The sequence below is a fragment of the Coleofasciculus sp. FACHB-542 genome (genome assembly GCF_014695825.1).
In the GTDB taxonomy this organism is placed as follows: Bacteria; Cyanobacteriota; Cyanobacteriia; order Cyanobacteriales; family FACHB-T130; genus FACHB-T130.
The window spans coordinates 1-16773 of the sequence record NZ_JACJPB010000028.1 but is presented as its reverse complement, the minus strand read 5'-3'; the positions used below and the strand labels follow the sequence as shown (position 1 = coordinate 16773).

At 48.3% G+C, this 16773-nt stretch carries 18 protein-coding genes and 1 tRNA gene; 10 read left to right on the top strand and 9 right to left on the bottom strand.

All coding sequences use genetic code 11. The features are described 5' to 3' along the window. The first annotated feature begins 46 nt into the window (after positions 1–46). Together ruvC and H6F52_RS09220 are read left to right on the top strand one after the other, a co-directional pair. Entirely contained in the window at positions 47–577 is a 531-nt protein-coding gene (gene ruvC, locus H6F52_RS09225) for a crossover junction endodeoxyribonuclease RuvC (protein WP_190533984.1), read from the top strand. 291 nt (positions 578–868) lie between these two features. Continuing rightward, positions 869–1573 carry an SH3 domain-containing protein gene (locus H6F52_RS09220; protein WP_190425888.1) on the top strand — a complete coding sequence of 235 codons (705 nt, stop codon included), beginning with the start codon at positions 869–871 and terminating at the stop codon, positions 1571–1573. Positions 1574–1788: 215 nt separating this feature from the next. Here the strand turns inward: H6F52_RS09220 and H6F52_RS09215 are convergent, their stop codons facing one another. The 4 genes from H6F52_RS09215 to mgtE all read right to left on the bottom strand — a co-directional run bounded on the left by H6F52_RS09215 (position 1789) and on the right by mgtE (position 5360). After that, positions 1789–2103, bottom strand: coding sequence for a hypothetical protein (locus H6F52_RS09215; protein ID WP_190414044.1), 315 nt, complete (start codon positions 2101–2103; stop codon positions 1789–1791). A 167-nt stretch (positions 2104–2270) separates the two neighbouring features. Then, positions 2271–2765, bottom strand: coding sequence for a molybdenum cofactor biosynthesis protein MoaE (locus H6F52_RS09210; protein ID WP_190414042.1), 495 nt, complete (start codon positions 2763–2765; stop codon positions 2271–2273). 150 nt (positions 2766–2915) lie between these two features. Then, positions 2916–3962, bottom strand: a complete 1047-nt coding sequence (locus tag H6F52_RS09205; RefSeq protein ID WP_190533982.1) for an aspartate carbamoyltransferase catalytic subunit — start codon at positions 3960–3962, stop codon at positions 2916–2918. Positions 3963–4010: 48 nt separating this feature from the next. After that, positions 4011–5360, bottom strand: a complete 1350-nt coding sequence (gene mgtE, locus H6F52_RS09200) for a magnesium transporter (RefSeq protein WP_190533979.1) — start codon at positions 5358–5360, stop codon at positions 4011–4013. A 217-nt stretch (positions 5361–5577) separates the two neighbouring features. Here mgtE and H6F52_RS09195 point away from each other — a divergent pair, with 217 nt between their 5' ends. Continuing rightward, complete coding sequence (locus H6F52_RS09195) at positions 5578–6150, top strand: sporulation/spore germination protein (RefSeq protein WP_190533976.1); 573 nt, start codon at positions 5578–5580, stop codon at positions 6148–6150. A gap of 8 nt (positions 6151–6158) precedes the next feature. Here H6F52_RS09195 and H6F52_RS09190 read toward each other — a convergent pair whose 3' ends face one another. Further along, positions 6159–6755 (bottom strand): DNA-3-methyladenine glycosylase, encoded by a 597-nt coding sequence (locus H6F52_RS09190; RefSeq protein ID WP_190533973.1) that lies wholly within the window; start codon positions 6753–6755, stop codon positions 6159–6161. Positions 6756–7044: 289 nt separating this feature from the next. Here H6F52_RS09190 and H6F52_RS09185 point away from each other — a divergent pair, with 289 nt between their 5' ends. Next, positions 7045–8718 (top strand): MBL fold metallo-hydrolase, encoded by a 1674-nt coding sequence (locus H6F52_RS09185; protein ID WP_190533970.1) that lies wholly within the window; start codon positions 7045–7047, stop codon positions 8716–8718. A 78-nt stretch (positions 8719–8796) separates the two neighbouring features. Here H6F52_RS09185 and H6F52_RS09180 read toward each other — a convergent pair whose 3' ends face one another. Both H6F52_RS09180 and H6F52_RS09175 read right to left on the bottom strand, forming a co-directional pair. Next, positions 8797–9108 (bottom strand): DUF6679 family protein, encoded by a 312-nt coding sequence (locus H6F52_RS09180; protein WP_190414032.1) that lies wholly within the window; start codon positions 9106–9108, stop codon positions 8797–8799. A gap of 727 nt (positions 9109–9835) precedes the next feature. Then, entirely contained in the window at positions 9836–10078 is a 243-nt protein-coding gene (locus H6F52_RS09175; RefSeq protein ID WP_190414030.1) for a hypothetical protein, read from the bottom strand. 350 nt (positions 10079–10428) lie between these two features. On the opposite strand from H6F52_RS09175, the gene H6F52_RS09170 reads away from it, so the two are divergent. From H6F52_RS09170 to H6F52_RS26055, 4 genes are all read left to right on the top strand, one after another. Continuing rightward, positions 10429–11298, top strand: coding sequence for an aldose epimerase (locus H6F52_RS09170; protein WP_190414029.1), 870 nt, complete (start codon positions 10429–10431; stop codon positions 11296–11298). 83 nt (positions 11299–11381) lie between these two features. Then, positions 11382–11453, top strand: a tRNA-Lys gene (locus tag H6F52_RS09165). Positions 11454–11820: 367 nt separating this feature from the next. Then, positions 11821–12900, top strand: coding sequence for a class II fructose-bisphosphate aldolase (gene fba / locus H6F52_RS09160; RefSeq protein WP_190414027.1), 1080 nt, complete (start codon positions 11821–11823; stop codon positions 12898–12900). A gap of 178 nt (positions 12901–13078) precedes the next feature. Next, on the top strand, positions 13079–13201 hold the full coding sequence (locus H6F52_RS26055; protein ID WP_277881926.1) for a hypothetical protein: 123 nt from the start codon (positions 13079–13081) through the stop codon (positions 13199–13201). A 211-nt stretch (positions 13202–13412) separates the two neighbouring features. On the opposite strand, the gene H6F52_RS09155 is transcribed toward H6F52_RS26055, so the two are convergent. Further along, the gene (locus H6F52_RS09155) at positions 13413–14225 is read right to left on the bottom strand and encodes a carbon-nitrogen hydrolase family protein (protein WP_190533967.1); all 813 of its coding nucleotides are present in this window, start codon (positions 14223–14225) and stop codon (positions 13413–13415) included. Between the two features lie 259 nt (positions 14226–14484). On the opposite strand from H6F52_RS09155, the gene H6F52_RS09150 reads away from it, so the two are divergent. Further along, positions 14485–14697 carry a hypothetical protein gene (locus H6F52_RS09150; RefSeq protein WP_190534180.1) on the top strand — a complete coding sequence of 71 codons (213 nt, stop codon included), beginning with the start codon at positions 14485–14487 and terminating at the stop codon, positions 14695–14697. A gap of 362 nt (positions 14698–15059) precedes the next feature. Further along, positions 15060–15653 carry a MarC family protein gene (locus tag H6F52_RS09145; protein WP_190414150.1) on the top strand — a complete coding sequence of 198 codons (594 nt, stop codon included), beginning with the start codon at positions 15060–15062 and terminating at the stop codon, positions 15651–15653. A 139-nt stretch (positions 15654–15792) separates the two neighbouring features. Here the strand turns inward: H6F52_RS09145 and H6F52_RS09140 are convergent, their stop codons facing one another. Then, entirely contained in the window at positions 15793–16644 is an 852-nt protein-coding gene (locus tag H6F52_RS09140) for a pentapeptide repeat-containing protein (protein ID WP_242033885.1), read from the bottom strand. Positions 16645–16773: the final 129 nt, after the last annotated feature.

The window sequence follows — 16773 nt, the reverse complement described above, 5'->3', positions numbered from 1 at the left end:
AACCGATTGCAGTTCCCCCTTGAGTGAATCCCCAAAGCTAGGCTAGATGGAAAAGCGTATTTTAGGATTAGACCCCGGACTTGCCAGATTAGGATTTGGGACAATTGTCTGCCAAAAGGTAGATTATGCCGCAGCGGCAGGTGGAGCTCGCGCGAAGCGCCAAGTAGAAACTGCGTCTGAGGTGGTAAGTTTACTAGATTTTGGCGTGATTCAGACCTCGGCAAAGACGGAGATGGGGGAGCGACTCCGCACGATTTACGACGATTTGCACACGCTGATGGAGCAGTGTCAACCCCATCTGGTGGCAATCGAGAAATTGTTTTTTTATCGGATGGGAAACACGATTGTGGTGGCTCAAGCACGGGGGGTGCTGATGTTGGTGTTGGCACAGCACGGGGTTCCGTTTGTTGAGTTTACGCCTGCCCAAATTAAACAAGCGCTGACTGGCATGGGAAATGCGGATAAGTCCGAAGTGCAGCAAGCCGTGGCGCGGGAGTTAAATTTGGGCTACATTCCCAAGCCGGATGATGCCGCCGATGCCCTTGCTGTAGCGTTAACGGCGTGGTTTCAGGAGTAAAGGCGATCGCTTTCTGGAGACTGAGTGCGGTGAAGCCCAAAGAGCGATCGCTCTTACTCTTGACATTTCTGCCTTCTTTCCGATGATTTGGATTAATCTTTACTTGTATGCTATTTGACGAGGAGACTTCTAAAAGATTGACGATCCTGATGTTCGGTAGCGTCAAAGCTGAATAAAGATGCTGGGCAACTAAAGCCGAGCCATCTTCAAAAACTTGCTTCTACCGTCAATCGGTTTTTCTTTGCTGAAGTCTCTAACAAAAACTTTTTGGTGAGATGAGGAGTTGACCGTATGAAAAAGATGAGTCGCTGGGGCAAGCCTATCGCTCTCTTTAGTTTAGGCTTGAGCGTCGTGGGAAGTCTGAATTTTCCCACTCCTGCCATTAGCACAACCACAACTGCTAACACGATTGCACAATCAGAACAGAACTCAGTTCAACCTGGGGGCAGCTTTGAAATAGCGCAAAGTCTGGTAGGACAATGCCGCGCTACGAAAGCGCGGATTTTTGTCTATACGCAGCGATCGCTCTCCAGCCAAACAATTAGAACGCTCGCTGCTGGCGAACAAGTTACCCTTGCAGACAATGGCAGCGCTGGTTTTATCGCCATCAGTGCCCCTGTAACCGGGTATGTCCAAGCAAGAGACCTCACAACCTGCTCTGGAGTCAATCCTACCCCTAGACCTACTCCCAGCCCTACCCCGACTCCCAACCCAACTCCCAGCCCGAATCCCAGACCGAATCCTACAACTAGCCTTTGCCGCGTCATTACCTACAAGGGCGCTGAAGGGATGGCTATTCGTACCGCACCCGGCAAAAACGGTACTAGAGTTGGCGGAGTTAAGTTTGGAGATAGAGTCACCCTCAGAACCAGTCCTCCAGCATTCACCTTCGACGCCGAACGCCGTGCCTGGGTTCAGATTACAGCCCCTGTTGCCGGATGGATTTCTTACGGGTTTCCCAGTTCAAACTCGACCAATCTCGGCACTTGTCGCTAGGCTTATCGTCTATTAAGCTAAAGCCATAAAAGCAAAATCACCCCATTTGAATTGCCAAAATTCGGAAATGGGGTGATTTTCTATTAAGCGTGAATTCAATTTTACGATTCAGTTTTAATGAGGGAATCAACCTCGATTAATTGAGCATTAAACAATTAGCTATTGGCTCACAGAGAAGTCTGATAGTAATTTTAGGGATTCAGACAAAATTTATACTACTCTACTTGCCGAACTGACATCCGGTGCAGCGGCAGAGTCAGGACAGAAGTAAAGGTCAACAAGTAAGAAAAAGCAGCCGTTAACTTCAAACTCATCAACAAAATCTCCCACTCAGGGTGGCTAAACTTCAGGATACCTACAACAACGCAGTAAACTATCCAGTAAGTAAAGCTCATTGTCAATAGCATTTCCTCCGTTTCTTCAAGCTCATCCACCTGAGTTTGTTTGTCAACGGATAGTAAGAAAAGTCCAGCAATACTACCCACAAAAGAAACAAAAAGTAAATATTCGTGCCAGTTCAGATTTGGCATTAGCCTATCCCCTTTATCCCCAAATTATGAATTGGGGATCAGTCTAAAGGATAATTTTCCTGGGATAAAGCAATAGTTACAAACTGCAATCTAAAGCCCTTGAAAGTTTAAAGTTTTGTAAAAAGTATCGGTCAAGGGCATTCTTTTCTGAACCAGCAGAAGGCGACTTAACACCCCTCTGGCTGGGTTTCACAGGCACCGATACTCACCCAACTGCTAGAACCATCTGCCCAATGTTCCTTTTTCCAGATGGGGGCATTGTGCTTTAGGGTATCAATTGCATATTGGCAGGCTTCAAAAGCTTCTGAGCGGTGAGGACACCCAACCGCAACTAACACGCTAATTTCGCCAATCTGCAAGCGTCCGATGCGATGGTGAATCACTACTCGATTGACATCCTGCCAGGTTTGGCGGATATTGGCAGCAATTTGACTAAATATGTGCAAAGCCATCGGTTCGTAGGCTTGATACTCCAAAGCAACCACCGGCTTCCCATCAGTTTGATTGCGTACCATTCCACTCATGACTACCACGGCTCCGTTGGCAGGATCGTCCGCTAGTGAGTAGACTTCCTCCATTGATAAGGGAGCGAAGCTAATCGTAAAACTATCTTTCGCGGAGGGTTGATTGGGAAGGTTTAGGAGAGTGGTGACGCCATTCATCACGTTGAAATCCTGAGAAAGGAACTGGATCTATTTTGATCGATCCAGCACCCGCATTACCCTAAGCGATCGCTCCTTGCACTTGTTGTCTCAGATTGTGTTGTTCCAGATTGTGTCGATCTACCCCAAGATTTTGCAGAACCCTGGCTGCTAAACCTTGCCACCGCCCATCAGATATAGGAGCGCCATACGGACAGCCACGCCGCTAGTCACTTGCTGAGAGATTAAGCTGAACTGGGGGTCGTCCATCAAGTCAGAGCTAATTTCTACGCCTCGGTTGACGGGTCCTGGGTGCAGTACCTTAACGTCAGGTTTGCAGAGTTTCAGGCGATCGCGTGTTATCCCATACCGCTGATGATACTCTCGCAAACTGGGCAGCAAATGCTGCGTCATGCGTTCCTTTTGCAGCCGCAACGTCATCACAAAATCAGCATTTTGTAAAGCGGGTTCCAAATCCCAGTGGAGAAAAAGCTTGCGGTTGGGAATGAGGGATTGGTCGTGGGTGCTTGGTAACGGGCGATTGGCTCCCTGGCTCCCCTCCTGAGTGCCATAGGCGGCAAACAACTGAGGGAGAAGCGTGGGGGGTCCTGCTAAGTGAACCTCCGCACCCGTTGCCGTTAAACTCCAGATATTCGACCGGGCAACCCGCGAGTGGAGAATATCGCCGACAATCGCAATTTTTTTATCTTTGAGCAGTTCAAGTCGCGGGTGGTCTGGGTCTAACAGGGTACAGATGGTGAAAAGATCCAGCAATGCTTGGGATGGATGTTCGTGCTGACCATCCCCGGCATTGAGGACGCCCACCTTTGAACCTAAGCGATCCATTTCGGCAGCGATCGCTTGCGGCACTCCCGCCTCCCGATGACGAACCACCATCATGTCCGCACCCATCGCTAAATAGGTTTTCGCCGTATCTAAAATGGTCTCTCCTTTCGTTAGAGAAGACGTTGCCGCGGCAAAGTTCAGCGTATCGGCAGAGAGACGCTTTGCCGCTAGTTCAAAACTGCTGCGGGTGCGGGTAGAGGATTCAAAAAATAGATTTGCTACCACCTGACCTTGTAACGTTGGCACTTTCTTCGTGCGTCGCGACAGTACCTCTCGGAAACTGGCGGCAGTTTGCAACACAGTATTGTATTCAATTGGGGTGAAATCAGCTAAGGAAAGAACGTGGTGACGAGTCCAGGTAGTGGTAGCCATTAGGTGTGGTCAGTAGCAACGAACAACGAACAGAAGACAACTGACTGCTCATCTAGATACTACATTCAAAGCCGCTGAGATTAGCGTCAGGAAAGTCAAGAACCCCAGCGCATCTAGAGTCGTAGTCAGCAGCGGACCGCTAATGAGTGCTGGATCTAAGTTCAACCGTTTGATACCCATTGGCAGCAAAGTCCCTAGGGTGGCAGCCATCAAGACATTGATAGCCATCACCAGTCCTGCAACCAACCCCACCCATCGCTCATTGGCAGGAGACCAAATCAAAGAAAGGGCACCCAAGGCAAAACCCAGTGACAAGGCTGTACCCAAGCCAGCGAGAATTTCCTTACGGAGAAGTTTCAGCGTATCCTGTGGTGTTATTTCACCTACACCTAGTCCGCGCACAGTCACCGATAAGACCTGAAAGCCGACATTGCCACTACTATTGGCTAAAATTGGCATGATGATTGCCAAAACGGGCACTGATGAAATCGTTCCCTGAAAAGGCGCGATCGCGTTGGCGGCTCCGACATAGAGAATAATATTCCCTAACAGCCAAGGCAGACGCTTACGAAGCGTCACCAAAGGAGGCGACAAGGCGGCTTCATCACCGCCACTGACTCCCGCCAGTTTCTGAATGTCTTGTGTGGCTTCCTCTTCTAGAATGTCTACCACGTCATCAATGGTGACAATCCCCACTAACCTATCTTCGCGGTCAACCACAGGCACGGCGATCAAGTCATAGCGCTTCATTAGTTGCGCGACTTCTTCTTGGGGCGTTTCTGTGTAAGTTTTGACAACGCGATCGCTCGCAATATCCCCAATCAGGGCATTGGGAAGCGAAAACAACAGTTGCCGCAACGATACAACCCGAACGAGCTTGCGGTTGTCGTCGGTGACGTAGGCGTAGTAAATTGTTTCCTTATCTTCGTCACTGACACGGATTTTGCTCAAGGCTTCTCCGACCGTTAAGCCTTCGCGCAGCCGTACATATTCCGTCGTCATTACCCGACCCGCCGTGCCTTCGGGATAGCCCAGAATCCTGGCAGTTGCCTGCCGTTCTTCAAGGCTGAGTTGCTGCAACAGCCGCTTCACAATGCCTGCGGGTAGCTCGTCAAACAGTTCCGCCCGGTCATCCGGTCGCATCGCCTCTACAATCTGACACACCTGGTTATCGTGCAGCGAACCAATTAGTTCTTCTTGCACTTCCGGAGGCAGATATTCAAAGACATCAATGGCTTGAGCTTTATTAAGCAAGCGAAACGCGATCGCTCGCTTGGATGGGGGCAGTTCGGCAATGTAATCCCCTACATCAACCGCCGGTAAGCGATTTAGCTCAGACTTAAGCTGATTTAAGTCAGCAATATCCGACAGTGCAACACGTCCTTCCTGAGTGAGCATAGAAACCTCCTAGTCTCCCCCCGCGCTGGGAGAGACTGACCCGCCCAGGCGCTAGAGGAGCTTACTACTGTCACCTAATGGACTTCGGTCCATAAATTCCGCAGAAATCTACACTGATATTGCTCAGCAGTATCAGTAAAACTATGCTATCCCCTCAAGGTGCCATTTACCATTGGGGGCTATCAAAAAATCTATCTAAAGACAGATTTCAAAAGCGATGAGCCGTACAAAAAATTATTGGATTCCCTTATTAACTGGAGCGATTGTCGCTAGTCTAAGTAGTTGCGCTTCTTTACCGACAAACAGCGAAAGAGACAAAGCTGGCTTACCTCCCGCTCATGCTATTGAAGCCAGCAAAACTACGACGAAAGCGTCAGATGCCAGCCAATTGTTGACGGGTGCGATTAGCCAAGCAACAACAACCGCCCCCTCAAAAAACAATGTCACCGTCACCATCTATCAACCCGATACTCAGTGTGAAGCGCTAGTACCGGAAAAAGTAGACGTTTCATCGATTGAAAGCGTCCAAGCAGCGGTAGGCAAAGTTCTGGAGGAGCGGGACACAGCCGACTTTAATTTAGCTGGGTATCGTGTCAGCGTGAATCCCAGCAATCGAGTTGCCACGGTTGATTTGCGAATTGCACCCGGTTCCCAGCGGAAATTTGTCTCCCTTTCGAGCTGCGAACAATTTGCTTTGTTCGGTAGCCTTAGAAAAACCCTCACCGCTAATTCTCAATGGAAGATAAGAGATGTCCGGTTCACAGAGCAGGGCGAAGACATCTCCCTTTAAAGTTTCGATTAAAGTTTGGAGACAGCAGCACAACCGCGTAGATACCACCGCCACGGCAAATCGATTCCCTGTGATAAACCAATCCGAGTTGTTTGGACAAGTTCCGGCGTAAATTGTGACTGACGATGCTCTAGCCACAGGGGTTGACCGGGTTGTAAAACTTGTGAATTCAGGGTGCTGTCAATTTGTAAGGCGCGGCAGAGTTTACCGGGGCCGGCGGCAATTCGATGGGGTTTCGAGCGATCGCTCTCTTTGATCCAGGGCGGTATAGACTCTAGTTGCAAAGCCCGAATCAAGACAGCACTGGGAATGCTGTCCTGGTCTGTGACCACGTTCAGGCAGTAGTAAATTCCGTAAATTAAATAAACATAAGTTCTCCCAGCTGACCCGAACATTACCCAGTTGCGCTCGGTTCGTCGCCGATAGGCATGGCAAGCCGGATCTTCAGGGCCATAGGCTTCCGTTTCCACGATTAGCCCTCGGATGATTTCTCCATCAGGCATCTGTCGCACCAACGTGCAGCCCACCAAATCAGGTGCAACTTCAGTGGATGGGCGATCTAGCCAAGAAACTTCTACAATTTGGGTATTTTTAATCAGATTCATCGTTAAATATACTTAAGATATACCAAACCACCCCGTTCAATTCATAAAAACTCATGGATGTCAAGCTAGTTTTAGCAGCCTTAACACTTGTTTTTACCGTATCGTGCCTATTTTTTGGCACTAAAAATGGATTTTACGATTCAGACAACTATCACGGAAACGGTTCTGCTCATTAAGATCGCTGTTAGCCAGTCAATTTTGGATTTTAGAGTTTGCGGAGGTCGGAGTTTCTAAGCCTCCGATGATTTTGGATTGAATCTAAAATCCAAAATCTAAAATTGAAAATCGAATGATGAGTCAACCCCCCCCGGTATCCTCTCACGGCTATGACGAACTAGCCTATTTTCCCTATGGCGTCGGTCATGGCGACGAAGGCGTCTGCTTACTGGTACGGATGGGGCCACACCGCATTCTCCTAGACTGTGGTTTGGCGGACATTTCCTCGCTTAAAGGTGAGGGAATTCCTCCAGCAGATCCTCCAGCAGATTTAGTGCTGTGCAGCCACGCCCATCCGGATCACGCTAGGGGATTGCTGGCGCTGCATGAAAGCTTCCCTCAGTTGCCAGTCTATGCAAGTGAATTGACAACCCAGCTGCTGCCACTGAATTGGCCTGAGATAGATCCGCAGAATCTCCCGCAATTGTGTCAGGCATTGCCGATGCGATCGCCTGTCGAATTCAAAGAGGGATTGAGTGCGGAATTATTCCCAGCCGGACATTTACCAGGCGCATCTGCAATCTTGCTGACCTACACGAGTCGCCACCGCTCTTACACCCTACTTTACACAGGTGACTTTTTCCTTTCAAACTCGCGGCTGGTGGAGGGGTTGCCGCTAGAAGCATTGCGAGGCTTAGAGCCAGATGTGCTAATCGTGGAAGGCAGTTACGGCACAGCGCGTCATCCCCACCGGCGGAACCAAGAGAATCAGCTGGCAGAGCGAATTAATCAAGCGATCGCTCAAGCGAATTCTGTCTTGATGCCCGTGCCCACTTTGGGACTGGGGCAAGAACTCTTGATGCTCTTGCGGAGTCACCACTTATTCACGGGTCGCAACCTCGATATCTGGGTAGATGGTAACGTGGCAGCTGGCTGCGATGCCTATTTGGATATTCTCACCAACCTCCCAGCCTCTGTGCAAAATTTTGCCCGTCATCAATCCCTATTTTGGGATGAACGGGTGCGTCCCAGAGTGCGTCGGTTGCTTCCAGAACAACGTCCCTCTGTCGGTCAGTCTCCATGCATTATCCTGACTGAGGAAAACCACGATCTTAGAGAATACTGTCAACCAGGCACCGGGCCGTGGGTGTTATTACTGCCCCAGCAACCCAGGTTCTCCCAAGAGCCTAGTTACTCATCGTTGACGATACAAAACTATTTGCTTGCCCAGCATTCTGATGGGCTGGGAACCACCCAGCTGATTCACAATATCCGTCCTCAGCACGTAATTTTTGTTCATGCCTCTCCCACCTACCTGGCTGATTTAACCGGGTTGGAGGAGTTGCACAACCGTTACCACTTGCATTCTCCACCGGCTAGGACGCTGGTAGAACTCCCGATTGGCGAGACGTTTGTGCAACCGGCGGCACCCGAAACCAGTTACGAAGGGGAGCTGACGGAACTGGGAACAGTCGTTACCATCACCCTACCGGAGGCGATCGCTGCCGATCCCCGTTGGCAACACTTTGCTGATACTGGTTTAGTGGAAGCCCGGTGGCAGGGTGAGGAACTGGTATTGCGCGGATTATCCCAACGAGAACTTTTAAGCCAAAGCAGCGACGCCAGAGTCCCCATGAATGTTGAGTGCTGCGGCAACTGCCTGCACCAACGGGGGCAGCGCTGTTGGAATCAGGACTCGCCCCTGTATGGATTTAAGGTGACACCTGAAGGATACTGTCCAGTTTTTGAACCGGCGCATCCGCCCCCAACCCCTTCAGATGACGACCTAGAAAGCCTCGAAGATTGAAAAAGATAAGAAATCAAATCAAAAATTAAAAATGAAGCATCCCCCATTTCTAATTTTTGATTTTGCATTTTTAATTCCTTAGTCTGGATTCGAGTCGGGGAAACGCGGACGAATTTGTTCGGCTTCCGGACAATCGTCAGAGACAAGTGGTTCAGCATTGCCTCTGGGCACTGAAGCCAGCTTTTGTGTCACAGCACCAATGCTTTCGAGGCGAACCATTTCTTCCCAAGAACAAGCTTCATCTTCTTCTTCGGTTTCATAGCGGAGCGTGACTAAATCTCCTTCAATGTCAACGATGCGAGCGCGTTCGATCCAGCGTTGTTGGTCCCGCAAGAAAATACAGACCTCACGACCATCGCAACAGAGTTGATAAATCTTGCGGTGTAGCATGGGTTGCTTCTCCTGAGCAGATAAGTTGTGCAATTCTTCATGGAGCCTGCATACCTTTTTTTAGGTATCCAGCCTCTCTCAAACGTAATCGGGGTTGAATCCTGCCATTCTCCCAGGCTCCTGTCCTTATCTTTACCTATTTTTCCCAAAAGCCTGGAATGTGGGATTTGGGTTGGGTTTCTTAGGGGCGCAAGGCTTTGCATCCCTAAAGCCTGGGAATGCCGATTTTGGATAGGCAAGGAAGCCTCTTGGTCAGCCCCATGCCAATTTTTGGAAAGATGTGGAAATCGAGGGTAGGGACAAGGGTTCAAAGTGAGCGTTCTAGATGATATTGCCGATTTAATTTCAAAGTTTAGCTTGAATCCTGCGGCATTTAAGATAGGGATTGTAGGATACTCCCTCTGGTAGAATGCGCGCACTCCAATCCTCATTCAGGGTTTTTACCACTAAGGGAAACTTGAATCAAGGCAGCTACGAGTATCAATGAGTCTTTTGAGATGAGTAATGGAAAGGCAACTGGTGACAAAAAGCCTTGACTGGCAACCAGTCCAACCTTGTAGCAGTCAATTCAGTCATCCTAACTCTCGCTTTGTTTAGGAAGCGCACCTAGCTGAGATTGGTAGTTCTTATTAATCATTCTAATAATTCTTGGCCCAGGTCGGCAGCGAATAAATAAAAATTCTACTGATATCAAAGTTTTTCTATCGTTTTGGCAGCCGTGCCGCGATCACGATGCCTTGTAGTTATCAAAGAACGGTTTCAGGGCTTGTATCCGAGGCGATATCAGCGCTACGCTCTGCCGTGCTTCTCTTTGAATCTTACCGGCATTCAATGCCTGGTGTAAGGTGTCAAGAGCTTCTAAATCCGCCGATTGGTAGCCTTTCATCACTAACACTTGGCGAATCAGACCTTCAGAAGCGACGCTGAGGCAACCTGTTTGGAAAGCTGACTTTACAAGTGTGCGAATCATGGCGACCTGTTTATCCTTGATTTGCTGAGATATCTATCTTTGAGTATGAAATACTTTCCAAGATTAGGAATTGATGGTAATCCGCCATTTTTTGTGATTTTAGACCGTATTTTTAGGTGATCGAGGTCACAAATGGCAAAACCAAGCGGATGCTTGACAAAAGAAGAGTTTACTGCGGTTGCTTCTCTACTGAGCAAGCTGTCGATTTAATCCTATAGATAGATTGACCGTATAAAACAGCTTAGTGCAGCGACTGTTAAGGATGTGTAAAGTAGATATGGGAATTTCAAGAAATGTTTGTTAAAGTTTGAGACAATCAGCAAATCCTCAATAGAAACGGAAAAAGACGGGTGTACGCGATCGCCACTAAGCAGCAGCTCTACAAAACCTACATCCTCTCAGACCAAGCCGCTCAGTCCCATCTAGAGGTCGTTCCAGAGCGAGGCGGTATCGTTACTAGCCTACGCATCCAAGGACAAGAAATCCTCTACCTAGATGCAGAGCGGTTTGCCAATCCAGACTTGAGCGTTAGAGGCGGGATTCCGATTCTGTTTCCCATCTGCGGCAACTTACCCGAAAGTCAATACACCTATCAAGGTCAGCCCTACACCCTCAAGCAACACGGCTTTGCACGCGATATGCCTTGGGAAGTCACCGACCAAGTGACTCAAGACCTAGTGAGCCTTACCCTTGTCCTTAACAGCAACGACCAGACACGTGCCGTTTACCCGTTTGACTTTCAACTCGCCTTTACTTACTGTCTGTTGGGTAACACGCTAGAGATTCGGCAGCGCTACACCAATCACTCAGCCGAGCCGATGCCCTTCTCCACGGGTCTGCATCCTTACTTCTGGACACCCGAAAAAACCGGAATCAAGTTTGGAATTCCCGCCGCCGAATACCAAGATCAGCGCACCCGCCAAACCCATCCCTTCACGGGTGCCTTTGACTTTAACCAAGATGAAATTGATGTCGCCTTTAAGCAGTTGAGCGGTCAAGAAGCCACTGCCTCCGACGCCAGCCGACAGTTGCAGCTCACCCTTAGTTGGGACAACCCTTATTCCACCTTTGTCTTCTGGACGGTCAAAGGCAAAGACTTTTACTGCATGGAGCCTTGGAGTGCCCCCCGCAATGCTCTGAATACCGGAGAGCAGCTACTGCGTCTAGAACCGGGAGGCAGTTTGGAGACATCAGTTCGTTTGACCGTAACTTTTTTATAAAAAAGTTTTTTTTCAAAACCCCTTTCCTAATTCCAGTAATCTGTGTTACCGTTGTAAACGTTGTCTAAACAACTGAAGTTTTCGGGTCGCTAACTCAACGGTAGAGTACTCGGCTTTTAACCGAATAGTTCCGGGTTCGAATCCCGGGCGACCCATAAAAAAATACTCAAAAAAATACCTAAAGAAAATTAAGACAAGAAGCGAGAAGCGCTCTGGCAAACGATTAGTTTTCTCATTTCCTAGCTGGAACCAGGAGAATCTACGTTATTGAGAGTACAGCCTTCTAGAGAAACCATTCCCAGACATAAATTGGAAACGAGAGCAAAACCAAAACCCTGTTAGAAAGCCTAATGCTCTTGCTAAACCTCCACCATCAGGCAATCTTATAAATGCAGTATTGGCTGCTTATCTCGGAATTATCAAGATAATTCCCTAGAGACTGGTAAACTATCTTAAGATTATTGTAATAATTTCGCTGTCCAGAACAAAGTAACTGACGACGAGTCAATAGGAGGACTATTTATGGCGCTCGTACCCATGCGGCTGATGTTGGATCACGCAGCTGAGAATGATTATGGAATCCCAGCTTATAACGTTAACAACATGGAGCAGATCCAGGCCATCATGCAGGCTGCTCATGAGGCAAATAGCCCCGTGATTCTGCAAGCTTCTCGTGGCGCTCGGAACTATGCAGGAGAATATTTCCTACGCCATCTGATTCTGGCGGCAGTTGAAACTTACCCTCATCTCCCAATTGCCATGCACCAGGATCATGGTAATGCCCCAAGCACTTGCTACTCTGCCATGCGCCACGGTTTCACCAGCGTCATGATGGATGGCTCCTTAGAGGCAGATGCGAAGACTCCAGCCAGCTTCGAGTACAACGTGGAAGTCACCCGCAAGGTGGTGGAAGTCGCTCACTCAATTGGCGTCAGCGTAGAAGGCGAACTGGGTTGCTTGGGTTCTCTAGAAACAGGCATGGGTGATAAGGAAGACGGTCACGGTGCCGAAGGAGTTCTCTCTCACGACCAGCTGTTGACCGACCCAGACGAAGCAGTTGCCTTCGTAGAACAAACCGGCGTGGATGCTTTGGCAGTTGCGATTGGCACCAGCCACGGCGCTTACAAGTTCACCCGCAAGCCGACTGGCGAAATTCTGGCTATCAGCCGGATTGAAGAAATTCACAGCCGTCTGCCGAACACCCACCTCGTGATGCACGGTTCCTCCTCTGTGCCCGAAGATTTACTTGCCCTGATTAACCAATACGGCGGTACAATCCCGGAAACCTACGGCGTACCTGTTGAAGAAATTCAGAAAGGCATTAAGAGCGGTGTCCGTAAGGTGAATATTGACACGGATAACCGTCTGGCGATTACCGCTGCGGTGCGCGAAGCCTTGGCTAGCAATACTAAGGAATTTGACCCCCGCCACTTCCTCAAGCCTTCCATCAAGTATATGCAGAAGGTTTGTAGCGATCGCTATCACCAGTTTGGTGCTGCTGGTCAAGGTACCAAGATTAAGCAGATGACTTTGGATGAATTTGCTGCTAAGTATGCCAAAGGCGAGTTGAATGCTGTTACCAAGAAGACTGTAACTGTCTAAGAGAAGTTTAGGTTTTGGATACCTCTAGTATCTAAAATTTGAAATTTTTCTTGTCGGGTGGCTTCCAAGCCACCCGTTTTTTTGTGTGTAAGAAGAGTTTTTTGGCAAACTTTCAGGAACAGGGAATAGCTGCTTTGTATAAATGCATAGCGTTGCTTTTTAAGAGTTTGTCAATCTTATGGCTAACAATAAATTTAAACCTTCTCCCGATTTAGGTAAGCCCGCCAGACGCGATGGTAGCGCCCCTAAAGTCACTGGCAACCCAAAGAAAACTCCCAAGCGCAAGAATTCTGGTAAGTAAGGTGCCCGATGCGGCTTCTTTGCCGTTCGGTAATACCGGCGGTTGGCGCAATGTCTAATAAGAGGGCTTCTTTTATACATTTCTGGATTTTAGATTTGGAATTTTTAATTAGAAAACCAAAGCTAAAACAAGATTGAAAGATTTAGAATCTTTCAATCTAAAAAATGGTATTAGTTTGCGCTATCGCCGGTCTATTTTTTTCCCAAAAGGCTCAGATAAAAACCCGATGTTGCAGGGAGGGCATTTGGCGGCGGATTTGTTCTAGGCGAGAGGGGTTGATTTCTGCGATCGCTACTCCCGGCGTATCTCCGGCATCCGCTAAAATAACGCCCCAAGGGTCAATAATCATCGCGTGTCCGTGAGTGTGACGCAGGGCGTAATGCTGCCCAGTCTGAGCCGGTGCTATCACATAGCAGGTGTTTTCGATAGCTCTGGCTTGTAGTAAGATTTGCCAGTGATCTTTGCCAGTGTAGGCGGTGAAGGCAGCGGGAACAAATAGAATGTCGGCTCCCATCTGCGCCAAGTGCCGATACAGTTCCGGGAATCGGACATCGTAGCACACCGAAAGTCCCAAGGAACCCAAATGCTTGGAGGGATAAACGGGTGGTAGTCGCATCCCAGCCATGACGGTGCTAGATTCTCGATAGGTATTGCCGTCGGGCAAATTAACATCAAATAAATGTACTTTTTGGTAGCAGGCGAGTTCTTCCCCTGAAGGATCGATAAGCAAAGCGGTATTGTAGACTTTGCCGGTATCAACGGGAACTGGAAACCCGCCACCCAAGATGGTGACTTGGAAGCGCTGAGCCATTGTTCTGAGGAATTTTTCGCTCTTGGTAGCGATCGCCTCCGATTGGGCTATCTTCTGCTTCTCTTCTCCTAAAAATGAGAAGTTTTCTGGCAAGCCTACTAACTCAGCACCCTGACGCACAGCAAGCTCGATGAGTTCTTCTGCCTGAACCAGATTTTTTTCCACATCTGGCAGGCTTGTCATTTGTATGGCGGCGGCGAGATAGGGCTTCATTATCACTCTCGTAATTTCATCTAAATCAGTCTAAATGCTGGTGAAGCTGAGAACATCAGAATATATATTATTCCTTTGTTCTGTGTCTAGGCATTGATGAAGGGTTGGTTCGAGCAATCCTGTGGATTATACCGAAGGTACTTATTTAGAGAGATATTTACTCAGCTAAGTAGGAATGCGGACACAAATCATCCGGATGCGCGTCTTCAGTGACAAAGATGCTGTTTTGAAATCATCGTGTGTTCTGGTAGCAATGGCAATGAGTCTGATTAGTAAAATTGTGCAACAAGCTTTGGTAACGGGCTATCTAACGGTTGAAGCCGAAGAGCAGCTACGTCAGCTTTTAAAAACCAAGTATGACTTTGATGACTTTATGGCTTTCATTACCTTACAAAAAGAGGCGATGGAAGGTCGGGTTCGTCAAGAGTCTCGTGAGTTGCTCCACTCCAGGCGTGTTTCTGCCTTAGTTTAAACGGGGAGCGATCGCTTATTTTGCATTAGCACAGCGCCACGCGGACGCGCTATCGCAACACTTGCGCGTTTGTCACCGCAGCTTAAAGAAAGTATTCACTGGATCTAGGCATTTCAGGAAGAGGGAAAAACCGGGCGATCGCTTTCTCAGATGAGGTTGAGCGATCGCTCTCTCACTGTATTGAGGTTTAAATTATAACAATCAATATTATTGGTTGACACTACGACAACTCTATGAATGAGTTGGAGTCCTTGGCTGGCACGAGGCATCTGACTCGTTTGAGATCAACCTTCGGAATGGCGAAACGGCAAGGCATCCACGTTACGGTTAGAGGAAATATTTTCTAAGGGTCAACTGTGGAGCTGGACATCTCTGTTCTGGTTAAAACTTTTGTAGCTGTGTTTGTCTTGGCAGATGCGTTGGGCAATGCACCGATCTTTTTAGTCCTGACGAAGGGCATGGAACCGGAGCAAAGAGACAATGTGGTGAATCGGGCAAGTATTGTAGCGACTGGGGTGCTGCTGATATTCGCTTTTGGGGGTAAAGCAGTTCTAAATTACTTAGAAATCAGTATGGGGTCTTTGCGGGTTGCTGGGGGACTGCTTTTACTCTTAGTTGCCCTACAAATGCTACGTGGAGAACTAGATACACCGATTGTCGAGCAGCAGCGCGATATCGCGATTACTCCGATGGCATTGCCTCTGTTAGCTGGGCCAGGAACGCTAACGACGGTGATGCTGTTGATGTCTGAATCTCCAAATGCTCATCTCAGCGTGGTGGTCGGGATTGTCTCTGCGATGCTGGTGACATGGTTGATTGTGCGTCTGGCAAACCGGATCGACCACTTGCTGGGTGCAGAAGGCGCGGTGATTATTACTCAACTTTTAGGCTTTCTGTTAGCCGCGCTGGCAATCGAAATTGGCAGTGCTGGGATTCGGGAACTGTTTCTAACTTAAGATGCGATCGCGTTTTTTACGAACCGCCAAGACGCAAAGAACGCGAAGGAAGAGGGGAAGAAAGGGCGATCGCGTTTGGTGAGATGAGGTAGGCGATCGCATCGCTTTTCCACCATGAAAAATAAGGGTGATGATAACTTTACTCCAACCCTAGCCGTTGCTTTAAAGCTTCTGGCACATTCTCGGCTGTTTCCAAATTCTGAACATTCTCCCATTTTGTATATTTATCCCAAGAAATATCGTCGAGGTCTGCGCTGATGAGGTCTGCACGGCTGAGGTTTGTGCCGTTGAGGTCTGCTTCGTTGAGGTGTGCGTCGTCGAGGTTTGCACCGCTGAGGTTTGCACCGCTAAGGTTTGCGCCGTAGAGGTCTGCGCCGCTGAGGTCTGCGCCGCTGAGGTCTGCGCCGCTGAGGTCTGCGTCGATGAGGTCTGCGCCGTTGAGGTTTGCGCCGCTGGGGTTTGCACCGCTGAGGTTTGCACCGCTGAGGTTTGCGTCGTTGAGATATGCGCCGTTGAGGTTTGCGCGGCTGAGGAATTTACCAACTGTCCCTAAAAATCCTCCAATACCAATACATTGGCTGTAACCAATAATGCGAAGCAGTCGATATACATCAAAACTATCAGTATCTTTTTCGCCACAAAGGTAGAAAGTAATTTTGTCTTTTAAGTCGTCTTTTAACTGAGCATAACGGTTCAGCTCTAGCAGCAAAATCATTACATTCAGTCCTGCATAGATATCCACCTGTCGTAGTCCCAGCCGCTCATTTTCTGGCGCTTGCTCCCTCATTTGCAACATCTTCTTCTGCGGCTGATTCTCTGGAGTGGCATCAAGAAATTCGCCATCGCACCAGCGCAGATAAAAATTCTCCAATCGTTTAAATAATTTTACGGGCTGAAACTCCGTACTGGCAGCTAATAAAACCATTAAATATTCCACAATTTCTGGAGTCAGTCCACCGTAGCCAAATAAATCGTAGATTTCCCGATCCATTTGGTCAGTGAAGATATAAGTGCTTATGTAAAATAAATTACACATAATAAAAAGTAGAATAAGCTAAAACAAAAGTCAAGAAAACAAGAGACTTATGAGATTTATTAGAGATTTAAGCCGAGAAACTCA